This is a genomic window from Nocardioides secundeburneus (assembly GCF_039939255.1).
GTDB lineage: Bacteria > Actinomycetota > Actinomycetes > Propionibacteriales > Nocardioidaceae > Nocardioides.
The window spans coordinates 84,079-96,019 of the sequence record NZ_JBDUUE010000006.1 but is presented as its reverse complement, the minus strand read 5'-3'; the positions used below and the strand labels follow the sequence as shown (position 1 = coordinate 96,019).

Sequence of the window (11,941 nt, the reverse complement as noted above, 5' to 3'; positions counted from 1 at the left end):
AGTCACCCTCCTGCGCGCATACCCGGGCGACCCGGGCGCTCCCGGCTCGCTACCCTGACCGCGTGCTGATCGCCGCCTTCCCCGCCGGACCGTGGGGCACCAACTGCTACGTCGCCGCGACCGGCGCCGGCAGCGAGTGCGTGGTGATCGACCCGGGCAAGGACGCCGCCGACGGCGTCGCCCAGGTCGTGCGCGAGCACAGGCTCAAGCCGGTGGCGGTGCTGATCACCCACGGCCACGTCGACCACATGTGGTGCGTCGCGCCGGTCGCCGGCACCTACGACGCCACGGCGTGGATCCACCCGCGCGACCGGCACCTGCTCGCCGACCCGATGCAGGGGATGTCGCGCGAGACGACGCAGATGCTGCTCGGCGGCAAGCACGAGTTCGCCGAGCCCGACGACGTCCGAGAGCTCACCGATCTGCAGGCCCTCGAGCTGGCCGGCCTCACGTTCGTCGTCGACCACACCCCGGGCCACACGGAGGGCTCGGTCACCTTCCGGACGCCGTACGGCGAGTCGAACGGCCTCGCCGACGTCTCCGAGCTGCTGTTCTCCGGCGACCTGCTCTTCGCCGGCTCGATCGGCCGCACCGACCTGCCCGGCGGCGACCACCCCACGATGCTGCGCAGCCTGCGCGACAAGGTGCTGCCCCTCGCCGACGACATCGTGGTGCTGCCCGGTCACGGCGAGCAGACGTCCATCGGTCGCGAGCGCGCGACCAACCCCTTCCTGCGCGACCTCATCGAGACGGACGACGCGGGAACCGTCACCCGAGGTCTCTGAACACATGGCTACCAAGACCACCGCGCTGAGCGGTTTCCCCGAGCTGCTGCCCGCCGCCCGCGTCGTCGAGCGCGAGGTGATCGCCTCGCTGTCGAGCACCTTCGAGCTGCACGGCTTCGCCAACATCGAGACCCGCGCGGTCGAGCCCGTCGACGTGCTGCTCGGCAAGGGCGAGACGTCGAAGGAGATCTACCTCCTCGAGCGTCTTCAGAAGGACCAGGCCGGGACCGACGCCGGGGTGGGTCTCCACTTCGACCTCACCGTGCCGTTCGCCCGCTACGTCCTCGAGCACGCCGGGCACCTCGAGTTCCCGTTCCGTCGCTTCCAGATCCAGCCCGCGTGGCGGGGCGAGCGACCCCAGGAGGGCCGCTACCGCCAGTTCACGCAGGCCGACGTCGACATCGTCGGACGCGATGTCCTGCCGTTCCACCACGACGTCGAGGTGATGCGGGTGATGGTCGAGGCGCTCGAGGCGCTGCCGATCCCGCCGGTGAGCTTCCAGTTCAACAACCGCAAGCTCATCCAGGGCTTCTACCAGGGTCTCGGCCTGCCCGACGTCGAGGCGGCCATCCGCACCATCGACAAGCTCGACAAGGTGCCGGCCGACAAGGTCGCCGAGCTCTTGGTCAGCGACGCCGGCGCCACCCCCGAGCAGGCGCAGCAGTGCCTCGCGCTCGCCACCGTCCGCGTGGCCGACACCTCGTTCGTCGAGCGGGTGCGCGCGCTCGGGGTCGAGCACGACCTGCTCGACGAGGGTCTCTCCGAGCTCGCCGCCGTCGTCGAGGGCTGCTCGCGCGATGGGTCCGAGCAGGCCAGCCCGCGCGTCACCGTCGAGGCCAACCTGCGCATCGCGCGCGGCCTCGACTACTACACCGGCACCGTCGTCGAGATCTTCATGGCCGGCTACGAGCGGCTCAAGTCCGTCGGCGGCGGTGGTCGCTACGACGCCCTCGCCACCGACGGCCGGACGACGTACCCGGGCGTGGGCGTCTCGTTCGGCGTCTCGCGCTCGATCATCCCGCTGCTCGCCGACGGCGTCCTCGCCGGCAGCCGGCCGGTGCCCAGCGCCGTGCTCGTCGCGGTCACCGACGAGTCGTCGCGCTCGCAGAGCGATCTCGTGGCCGCCTCGCTGCGCGCCCGTGGCGTGCCGTGCGAGGTGGCCGCCTCCGCCCAGAAGTTCGGCAAGCAGATCCGTGCCGCCGAGCGCCGGGGCATCCCCTTCGTGTGGTTCGTCCAGGAGGACGGGTCGCACCAGGTCAAGGACATCCGATCGGGGGACCAGGTCGTCGCCGACCCGGCCGCCTGGACCCCGCCAGCAGAGGACCTGCGACCCCAGGTCCTGACCAAGGAGCAACCACAGTGATCCGCACCCACGACGCCGGCGCCCTGCGCGCCGAGCACGTCGGCCAGACCGTCGTCCTCGCCGGCTGGGTCGCCAACCGCCGCGACCACGGCGGCGTCGCCTTCATCGACCTGCGCGAGGCCAGCGGCGTCGTCCAGGTCGTCATCCGCGACGAGGACGTCGCCCACAGCCTGCGCGCCGAGTACTGCCTCAAGATCACCGGCGAGGTGGTCGCGCGCAAGGAGGGCAACGAGAACCCCAACCTCGCCACCGGCGCGATCGAGGTCGTCGCCTCCGAGGTCGAGGTGCTCAGCGCCGCCGCGCCGCTGCCCTTCCCCATCAGCGACCACGTCGACGTGGGGGAGGAGGCGCGGTTGCGCCACCGCTACCTCGACCTGCGCCGCAGCGGCCCGGGCGACGCGATCCGCCTGCGCAGCAAGGTCAGCAAGGCCGCCCGCGAGGTGCTCGACGCCCGCGACTTCGTCGAGATCGAGACGCCGACGCTCACGCGCTCGACGCCCGAGGGCGCACGTGACTTCCTGGTGCCGGCCCGGTTGCAGCCGGGCAGCTGGTACGCCCTGCCGCAGAGCCCGCAGCTGTTCAAGCAGCTGCTCATGGTCGCCGGCATGGAGCGCTACTATCAGATCGCGCGGTGCTACCGCGACGAGGACTTCCGCGCCGACCGCCAGCCGGAGTTCACCCAGCTCGACATCGAGATGAGCTTCGTCGAGCAGGACGACGTCCTCGCCCTCGGCGAGGAGATCGTCTCGGCGCTGTGGGCGCTGATCGGCGTCGAGCTGCCGACCCCGTTCCCGCGGATCACCTACGCCGAGTCGATGGCCCGCTTCGGCACCGACAAGCCCGACCTGCGCATGGGGCTCGAGCTCGTCGAGTGCACCGAGTTCTTCGCCGACACCCAGTTCCGGGTCTTCCAGGCGCCCTACGTCGGCGCCGTCGTCATGCCCGGCGGGGCGAGCCAGCCGCGCAAGAAGCTCGACGCCTGGCAGGAGTGGGCCAAGCAGCGCGGAGCGCGCGGCCTGGCCTACGTCCTCGTGCAGGACGACGGCAGCCTGACCGGCCCGGTCGCCAAGAACCTCACCGAGGCCGAGACCGCCGGCATCGCGGCCCACGTGGGCGCCGCCCCGGGCGACTGCATCTTCTTCGCCGCCGGCCTGCCCAAGCCGAGCCGGGCGCTGCTCGGTGCCGCACGCCTCGAGATCGGCCGCCGCGGCGGCCTCATCGACGAGTCGGCATGGAGCTTCCTGTGGGTCGTCGACGCCCCGCTCTTCGAGCCGGCCGACGACGCCACCGCCGCGGGCGACGTCGCCGTCGGCAGCGGGGCCTGGACCGCCGTCCACCACGCCTTCACCTCGCCGCAGGACGTCGACGGCTTCGACGCCGACCCCGGCAACGCGCTGGCCTGGGCCTACGACATGGTCTGCAACGGCAACGAGATCGGTGGCGGGTCGATCCGTATCCACCGCGAGGACGTGCAGAAGCGGGTCTTCGCGATCATGGGTCTCGGCGAGGAGGAGGCGCAGGAGAAGTTCGGCTTCCTGCTCGACGCCTTCGCCTACGGCGCCCCGCCGCACGGCGGCATCGCCTTCGGCTGGGACCGCATCGTCGCCCTGCTCGCCGGCACCGACTCGATCCGCGACGTCATCGCGTTCCCCAAGTCCGGCGGCGGCTTCGACCCGCTGACCTCCGCCCCGGCGCCGATCACGGCGCAGCAGCGCAAGGAGGCCGGCGTCGACGCGTCGGCGAAGCCCGCCGAGAAGGACGACGACGCCACGGCTCCGGCCTGACGACGAGCGCCCGACGACCTCCCGCCGTGCCTGAGGCCCGGAACGCCGCAGGGCGTCCGGGCCCCAGCGCATTTCGGCGAACACCCCGGGGGGAGTCCACGCGCTGAGACCCAATTGTTACGGCCACCGCGCCCCATCCTCCGGTGTATTCCCCTAAGGTCGCTGCGGGCGCCCGCCAGGGCGTGTCTCGAACCGATGAAGGAGAACGACGCATGCGACGTGTTTCACGTTCCATGACCACCGTCCTCGCCGTCGGCGCCCTGGGCCTTGCGCTCGCGGCGTGCGGTGGCGACAGTGACAGTGACGGCGGCAGCAGCAACAACAACTCGAGCGAGGGCTCCGGCGGAGGCGGCGGCGAGATCGTCGTCCGCGGTTGCAACCCCGAGAACCCGCTGGTGCCCGGCAACACTGCCGAGACCTGTGGTGGCGACGTGCTCGACACGACCACGGCGAAGCTCATCCACTACAACGCCGAAGACGCCGCGCCGGAGATGGACATCGCCGAGTCGATCGAGACCGACGACAACCAGAACTTCACCGTCACGCTCAAGTCCGACTACAAGTTCTCCGACGGCACGCCGGTCACGGCCAAGAGCTTCGTCGACGCGTGGAACTACACCGCCTACGGCCCCAACGCCCAGCAGGGCAGCTACTTCTACGAGCCCATCGAGGGCTTCGCCGACGTGCAGTGCACCGGTGAGGGCGACGACCCGTGCGCCGACGCCGGCGCTCCCAAGGCCGAGACGATGACCGGTCTCACCGTCGTCGACGACACCTCCTTCACGATCAAGACCACCAACAAGGTCTCGAACCTGCCGGTCCGCCTCGGCTACTCGGCCTTCGCGCCGCTGCCCGAGTCGTTCTTCGCCGACCCCGAGGCCTACGCCGACAACCCGGTCGGCGCCGGCCCGTACATGGTCGAGTCCAACACGCCCAACGACTCGATCGTGGTCGTCAAGAACCCCGAGTACACCGGCGACCACCCGGGCACGGCCGACAAGATCACCTTCAAGATCTACGCCGACGCCAGCGCCGCCTACGCCGACCTGCTCGGTGGCCAGCTCGACGTGCTCAACGAGATCCCGACCGACGCCCTGCCCGACGAGCGCTGGAAGCAGGAGCTCGACGGCCGTGGCACCTCGCGCGAGATCGGTGTCATCCAGATGGCCGGCATCGACCCGACCGTCGACACGCGCCTCGAGAACCCCGACCTGCGCAAGGCCATCTCGATGGCCATCGACCGCCAGTCGATCATCGACGCGGTCTTCGCCGGTACCCGTGAGCCCGCCACCGGCTGGGTCTCCCCGGTCGTCGACGGCTACAAGGCCGACCAGTGCGGCGAGGCGTGCGTCTTCGACCCCGAGGCCGCCAAGGACCTCTGGGACTCCGCCGGCGGCATCGAGGGCGACCTCACCCTGACCGTCAACGGCGACGCCGACCACGGCCCCTGGGCCGAGGCCGCCTGCAACTCGATCCGCCAGACGCTCGACGTCGAGTGCACCGTCACCCCGACCGTCGACTTCTCCACCTTCCTCACCGACCTCGGCGAGAAGAAGGTCAAGGGCCTGTTCCGCCAGGGCTGGCAGATGGACTACCCGTCGATCGAGAACTTCCTCGTGCCGCTGTACTCGAAGGACGCCGCGTCGAACTACTACAGCTACGACAGCCCGGACTTCCAGCGCCTGACCACCGAGGCCGCCGCGGCCGAGGACCTCGACACCGCCAACGGTCTGTACCAGCAGGCCGAGGCGCTGCTCGCCGAGGACATGCGCATCATCCCGCTGTGGTACTCGGTCGGTAACGTCGGCTGGTCCGACCGCGTCGACAACGTGTCGATCAACGCCTTCGGCGTGCCGAACTACGGCGAGATCACCGTCAACTGATCCACCCGGTGCGCGCCGGCCGGCCGCGGACGGCGCGCACCACCCCCACGACGACCCGACCCGGAAGGGCACCATCTCCGGGTCGGGTCGTCGTGCGGTGCACGACCGCGCCCGGGCCCGTCTGTTCGGCCCGGCGTCCTCGGACTCGACCTCCTGCCCCCGAACGTGGCAGTCTCGGAGGTCGCGTCGCCCTGACTTGATGTGGAGGCATGGTGGGCAAGTACACCGTTCGCCGGTTGCTCCAGATGATCCCGGTCATCCTCGGAGTCACCTTCTTGATCTACGCGATGGTCTACGCCCTCCCGGGCGACCCCACCGCCGGCAAGTGCGGCGAGCGGCCGTGCCCGCCGACCTTCGTCGCCGAGTTCCGCGAGAGGTACAACCTCAACGACCCGCTGTGGATGCAGTACGTCAAGTACCTCGGCAACCTCCTGCAGGGCGACTTCGGCACCAGCCAGTACGGCGTGCCGATCAGGGAGGAGCTCGTCGAGCGGTTCGGCGTCACCTTGAAGCTCGGCATCGTGGCGCTCGCCTTCGAGGCGATCATCGGCATCCTGGCCGGCATCCTGGCCGGTCTGCGCCGCAACGGCTTCTTCGACAACCTGGTCCTGGTCAGCACCCTGTTCGTGATCTCGGTCCCGATCTTCGTGACCGGCAACGTGCTGCAGCTGTGGATCGGCGTCAACCTCGGCTGGGTGCCGCCCACCGTCTCCTCCGAAGCACCCTGGAACGAGCTGCTGCTCCCCGGGTTCGTGCTCGGCTCGACATCACTGGCCTACCTGGCCCGGCTGATGCGCACCAACCTCGGCGACAACATCAAGTCCGACTACGTGCGCACCGCCCACGCCAAGGGCCTGCCCGAGCGACGCGTGATCGGCATCCACACGCTGCGCAACTCGATGATCCCGATCGTGACCTTCCTCGGCTACGACTTCGGCGGCCTGCTCGGCGGCGCGGTCATCACCGAGGGCATCTTCAACATCCCCGGCGTGGGCCAGTACGTGTTCCGCGCCATCGGCGACCGCGACGGCGGGGTGGTGGTCGGCACCGTCACCGCCCTGGTGCTCGTCTTCCTGCTGGCGAACCTGCTCGTCGACCTCGTCTACGGCTACCTGGACCCGAGGATCTCCCATGACTGAGTCCGTCCCTCCCGACCTGATGGTCGAGACCACCGAGAAGGCTCCCGAGGGCGAGCCCAGCAAGCTGGTCGTCCGCTCGCTGCGCCAGGACGCCTGGCGCGAGCTGCGGGCCAAGCCGCTGTTCTGGGTCTCGGCGTTCATCATCGCCGTCTTCGTGCTGATGGCCGTCGCACCCGGCCTGTTCACCAACACCGATCCGCGCGAGGCCGTGCTCAGCGAGTTCTCGAAGGCTCCGGACGGCGAGAACTGGTTCGGTCGCGACCGGCAGGGCTACGACATCTACTCGCGCTGCATCTACGGCGCGCGCGCCTCGATCCTGGTCGGCCTGCTCGCCACCATCGGCACGGCCGCCCTCGGCTCGGTGCTCGGCCTGATCGCCGGCTACGCCGGTGGCGCCGTCGACGGCATCATCAGCCGGGTCTCGGAGATCTTCTTCGCCCTGCCGCTGATCCTCGGCGCGATCATCATCCTCTACACGCTGCGCGGCGACGACGACGGCTACTTCTGGATCATCGGACAGGTCGTCGTGGTGCTCGTGGTGCTCGGCTGGCCCGGCATCTTCCGGCTCATGCGATCGTCGGTGCTGCAGATCAAGCCCAACGACTACGTGCAGGCCGCGCGCGCCCTCGGCGCCTCGCCGACCCGCATCTCGTTCAAGCACATCCTGCCCAACGCCGTCGGCCCGGTGATCGTGGTGACGACCATCAACCTCGGCGCCTACATCTCGGCCGAGGCCGCCCTGTCCTTCCTGGGCATCGGCCTGCGGCCGCCCACGGTGTCGTGGGGCGTCATGATCTCCGACGCCACCCAGTCGATGCGCTCCGCGCCGTGGACGCTGTGGTTCCCGGCGGCGTTCCTGAGCATCGCGGTGCTCGGCTTCATCATGCTGGGCGACGTCGTGCGCGACGCCTTCGATCCCAAGTCCCGAGCACGCTGAGAGGCGACGGCCACATGACCAGCTCCATCCAGCTCTCCGAGTCCGAGGGCGGCCCGTCGCTGCGCAAGCGCGAGCGGGTCCTCGAGGTCCAGAACCTGCACGTCGAGTTCCACAGCCGCGACGGCGTCGCCAAGGCGATCAACGGCGTCGACCTCTACCTCGACCAGGGCGAGACGCTCGCCATCCTGGGCGAGTCCGGCTCCGGCAAGTCCGTCACCGCCCAGGCGATCATGGGCATCCTCGACATGCCCCCGGCCAAGATCCCGCAGGGCAAGATCCTCTTCCAGGGTCGCGACCTGCTCACGATGAAGCCGGCCGAGCGCCGCAAGCTCCGCGGGCCGGGCATCTCGATGATCTTCCAGGACGCCCTGTCGTCGCTGAACCCGGTCTTCCCGGTCGGGTGGCAGATCGGCGAGATGTTCCGGGTGCACCGGGGCACGAACCGCTCCGACGCCAAGGCCGGCGCGATCAAGCTCATGGAGCGCGTCGGCATCCCGGCGGCCAAGCAGCGCGTCAACGCCTACCCGCACCAGTTCTCCGGTGGCATGCGCCAACGCATCATGATCGCCATGGCGCTCGCGCTCGACCCGACGGTGCTCATCGCCGACGAGCCGACCACGGCTCTCGACGTGACGGTCCAGGCCCAGGTCATGGAGCTGCTCGCCGAGCTGCGCGACGAGTACGACATGGGTCTGATCCTCATCACCCACGACCTGGGCGTCGTCGCCGACATCGCCGACCGCATCAACGTGATGTACGGCGGGTCGATCATGGAGACCGCCGACGTGCGCGACCTCTACGCCAAGCCCGGCCACCCCTACACCCAGGGGCTCCTCGACTCCATCCCGCGGCTCGACATGAAGGGCCAGGAGCTCTTCGCCATCAAGGGCCTGCCGCCGAACCTGCTCGACATGCCGAAGGGTTGCCCGTTCAGCCCCCGGTGCGTGCACGTGCAGGACCTGTGCCGCCAGGAGTTCCCGCCCGTCGTCGACCTCGGTGCCGGCCACACCAGCACCTGCCACTACGCCAAGGAGGTCGTCCGTGACTGAGACCGTCCTGACCGCCGAGAACCTGGTCAAGCACTACCCGATCAAGAGCGGCATCCTGCGCCGCACCATCGGGCACGTCCGCGCCCTCGACGGCGTCTCGTTCGAGCTGAAGGCCGGCGAGACGCTGGGCATCGTGGGCGAGTCCGGCTGCGGCAAGTCGACCCTCGGGCGCATGCTCATGCGGCTCGAGGAGCCGACCGACGGCACGCTGACCGTCGACGGTGTCGACGTCTACTCGCTGGGCCGCTCGGAGATGCGGCGCATGCGCCGCGACATCCAGATCGTCTTCCAGGACCCCTACACCTCGCTCAACCCGCGCAAGACCGTCGCCGACATCATCGGCGAGCCGTTCGACATCCACCCGGAGGTCGTGCCGAAGGGCGGACGTCGCAAGCGCGTGCAGGAGCTGATGGAGCAGGTGGGTCTCGCCCCCGAGCACATCAACCGCTACCCGCACCAGTTCTCCGGCGGCCAGCGTCAGCGCATCGGCATCGCGCGCGGCATCGCGCTCAACCCCAAGGTGCTGGTCTGCGACGAGCCCGTCTCGGCGCTCGACGTCTCGGTGCAGGCCCAGGTCGTCAACGTGCTCGAGAAGCTGCAGGACGAGCTCGGCCTGGCCTACGTCTTCATCGCCCACGACCTCGGCGTGGTGCGCCACATCTCCGACCGCGTCGGCGTGATGTACCTCGGCAAGATGGTCGAGCTCGGCACCGAGGACGAGATCTACGAGCGGCCCACGCACCCCTACACGCGGGCGCTGCTGTCCGCCGTCCCCGTGCCCGACCCGACCCTGCGCGGCACCCGCGACCAGATCAAGCTGCAGGGCGACGTCCCCTCGCCGGCGAACCCGCCGAGCGGGTGCCGGTTCCACACCCGGTGCTGGATGGCGCAGGACATCTGCTCGAGCGACGAGCCGCAGCTGATCGCCCGTGCCGACCTCGGCGGCGCCCACCCGTCGGCGTGCCACTTCGCCGAGGACTCCGTCGTCTCCGGCACGCGCAAGGCCAGCGACTGAGCACACGATCGCGCACAGCCACGACAGGGTGCCGCTCGTCCCTCACTAGGCTGGGGGCATGAGCGGCACCCTGTTCGACGTCCCCGGGGCGGGTGACTCCGCGTCCGGCGGCGGGTCGCTCAGCTCGACGGTGCACGCCTCGGCCCCGCTGGCGGTGCGCATGCGACCGCGCACCCTCGACGAGCTCGCCGGGCAGGAGCAGCTGCGCGCCCCCGGTGCCCCGCTGCGCCAGCTGATCGAGGGCGACCAGTCGATGTCGCTGCTGCTCTGGGGCCCGCCCGGCACGGGCAAGACGACGATCGCCTCGATCCTGTCCGGCCAGACCGGCCGTCGGTTCGTCGAGGTCTCGGCGGTCTCGGCGGGCGTCAAGGAGGTGCGCGCGGCCATCGACGCGGCCCGGCGCGACCTCGTCGCCGGGCGTGGCGAGACGGTGCTCTTCGTCGACGAGGTCCACCGCTTCAGCAAGGCCCAGCAGGACGCCCTGCTGCCCGGCGTCGAGAACCGCTGGGTCACCCTCGTGGCCGCCACCACCGAGAACCCGTTCTTCTCGGTCATCTCCCCGTTGCTCTCGCGCTCGCTGCTGCTGCGCCTCGAGTCGCTGACCGACGACGACGTCCGCAGCGTGATGCTCGCCGCGATCGCCGACGAGCGCGGGCTCGACGGCGCCGTCGAGGTCGACGACGACGCGCTCGACCACCTCGTCCGGCTCGCCGGCGGCGACGCCCGGCGCTCGCTGACCTACCTCGAGGCCGCGGCCGGTGCGGCGACGTCCCGGGGCTCCGAGCGCGTCGACCTCGAGACCGCCGAGACCGCCGTCGACCGGGCCGCCGTCCGCTACGACCGGCAGGGCGACCAGCACTACGACGTCACCAGCGCCTTCATCAAGTCGATCCGCGGCTCCGACGCCGACGCGGCGATGCACTACCTGGCGCGGATGATCGAGGCGGGGGAGGATCCCCGCTTCATCGCCCGGCGCCTGGTGATCCTGGCCTCGGAGGACATCGGGCTCGCCGACCCGACGGCGCTGCAGACCGCCGTGGCGGCCGCGCAGGCGGTGCAGCTGATCGGCATGCCCGAGGCGTCCTTCAACCTCGGTCACGCCGTGATCGCGCTCGCCGTCGCACCGAAGTCGAACGCGGTGACGATCGCGCTGGCCGAGTCGCGCGCCGACGTGCAGCAGGGCAAGGTCGGGCCGGTGCCGCCGCACCTGCGCGACGCGCACTACGCCGGGTCGAAGAAGATCGGGCACGGCACCAGCTACACCTACAGCCACGACGAGCCCTACGGCATCGCCGAGCAGCAGTACGCCCCCGACGTCGTCGCCGACCGCGACTACTACCGGCCGAAGGAGATCGGCGCCGAGGCCGGGATCAAGGAGCGCTGGGAGCGGGTCCGGCGCATCATCCGCGGTCGGTAGGCTTGCTGCCCATGACCGACGCAGACCTCAGCGTGCCCGCCTGGGCCGTGCTGGCGACGCTCGTCGCGCTGGTGCTCGTCGTCGTCGGTCTCACCGTCGCCCTGGTCCGGTCCCACTCCCGCACCCGGGCCGCGGTGGCCGAGGCCCGCGCCGACGCCGCCGGGCTCGCCGAGCAGGTCGCGGCCATCGAGCGCCGGCTCGACCAGGCCGCCCGTCCGGCCAAGGTCGACGAGCACGAGTACGTCGTCACGATGCTCGGCCGCGACGACGACCGCGTGCCGGCCGAGCCCGCGCCCGTCGTCCCGGGGCCGCTGTTCGCCGACCTGGTGCTGCGCGAGAGCGCCGTCCAGGCCGCCTCCTACGCCGCCGGGCTGCGTCGTGCCCTCGCTCCCGAGGTGCGGCACCGCATCCGCTGGGCGATGAAGCGCGAGGTCAAGCGTGCGCGCAAGCAGCGCAAGGCCGACCTGCGCCAGGCCAAGCGCGACTTCGACGCGCGCGAGCGCGATGGTCTCGCCACCGAGGAGAACGCTGCATGAGCCCGACCCCACGACGTTCTCCGTCGACGGGGC

At 70.6% G+C, this 11,941-nt stretch carries 10 protein-coding genes; all 10 read left to right on the top strand.

Features of this window, described 5'->3' with window-relative positions; translation table 11 throughout:
- The first annotated feature begins 62 nt into the window (after positions 1 to 62).
- A complete protein-coding gene (locus ABFT23_RS16785; protein ID WP_347897227.1) occupies positions 63 to 785 on the top strand; it encodes an MBL fold metallo-hydrolase in 723 nt (240 codons plus the stop codon).
- Between the two features lie 4 nt (positions 786 to 789).
- A complete protein-coding gene (gene hisS, locus ABFT23_RS16780) occupies positions 790 to 2,148 on the top strand; it encodes a histidine--tRNA ligase (protein WP_347897225.1) in 1,359 nt (452 codons plus the stop codon).
- Positions 2,145 to 3,932, top strand: a complete 1,788-nt coding sequence (gene aspS, locus ABFT23_RS16775) for an aspartate--tRNA ligase (protein WP_347897223.1) — start codon at positions 2,145 to 2,147, stop codon at positions 3,930 to 3,932. Before hisS ends, aspS begins: the two co-directional genes overlap by 4 nt.
- Before the next feature lie 233 nt (positions 3,933 to 4,165).
- Positions 4,166 to 5,815 (top strand): peptide ABC transporter substrate-binding protein, encoded by a 1,650-nt coding sequence (locus ABFT23_RS16770; RefSeq protein WP_347897221.1) that lies wholly within the window; start codon positions 4,166 to 4,168, stop codon positions 5,813 to 5,815.
- Positions 5,816 to 6,027: 212 nt separating this feature from the next.
- Positions 6,028 to 6,954: an ABC transporter permease gene (locus ABFT23_RS16765; RefSeq protein WP_347897219.1), complete on the top strand. Its 927-nt coding sequence runs from the start codon at positions 6,028 to 6,030 to the stop codon at positions 6,952 to 6,954.
- Positions 6,955 to 6,973: 19 nt separating this feature from the next.
- A complete protein-coding gene (locus tag ABFT23_RS16760; protein ID WP_457623726.1) occupies positions 6,974 to 7,891 on the top strand; it encodes an ABC transporter permease in 918 nt (305 codons plus the stop codon).
- Positions 7,892 to 7,905: 14 nt separating this feature from the next.
- Positions 7,906 to 8,940 carry an ABC transporter ATP-binding protein gene (locus ABFT23_RS16755; protein ID WP_347897215.1) on the top strand — a complete coding sequence of 345 codons (1,035 nt, stop codon included), beginning with the start codon at positions 7,906 to 7,908 and terminating at the stop codon, positions 8,938 to 8,940.
- Entirely contained in the window at positions 8,888 to 9,955 is a 1,068-nt protein-coding gene (locus ABFT23_RS16750; protein ID WP_457623610.1) for an ABC transporter ATP-binding protein, read from the top strand. Before ABFT23_RS16755 ends, ABFT23_RS16750 begins: the two co-directional genes overlap by 53 nt.
- A gap of 58 nt (positions 9,956 to 10,013) precedes the next feature.
- Complete coding sequence (locus ABFT23_RS16745) at positions 10,014 to 11,372, top strand: replication-associated recombination protein A (protein ID WP_347897211.1); 1,359 nt, start codon at positions 10,014 to 10,016, stop codon at positions 11,370 to 11,372.
- 11 nt (positions 11,373 to 11,383) lie between these two features.
- Positions 11,384 to 11,908, top strand: a complete 525-nt coding sequence (locus ABFT23_RS16740; protein WP_347897210.1) for a hypothetical protein — start codon at positions 11,384 to 11,386, stop codon at positions 11,906 to 11,908.
- Positions 11,909 to 11,941: the final 33 nt, after the last annotated feature.

What these genes read in the sequence shown, in the direction of transcription:
- ABFT23_RS16760 (WP_457623726.1), top strand. Translation starts at nt 6,974, where the DNA reads ATGGTCGAGACCACCGAGAAGGCTCCCGAGGGCGAGCCCAGCAAGCTG.
- ABFT23_RS16745 (WP_347897211.1), top strand. Translation starts at nt 10,014, where the DNA reads ATGAGCGGCACCCTGTTCGACGTCCCCGGGGCGGGTGACTCCGCGTCC.
- ABFT23_RS16740 (WP_347897210.1), top strand. Translation starts at nt 11,384, where the DNA reads ATGACCGACGCAGACCTCAGCGTGCCCGCCTGGGCCGTGCTGGCGACG.
- ABFT23_RS16770 (WP_347897221.1), top strand. Translation starts at nt 4,166, where the DNA reads ATGACCACCGTCCTCGCCGTCGGCGCCCTGGGCCTTGCGCTCGCGGCG.
- ABFT23_RS16755 (WP_347897215.1), top strand. Translation starts at nt 7,906, where the DNA reads ATGACCAGCTCCATCCAGCTCTCCGAGTCCGAGGGCGGCCCGTCGCTG.
- hisS (WP_347897225.1), top strand. Translation starts at nt 790, where the DNA reads ATGGCTACCAAGACCACCGCGCTGAGCGGTTTCCCCGAGCTGCTGCCC.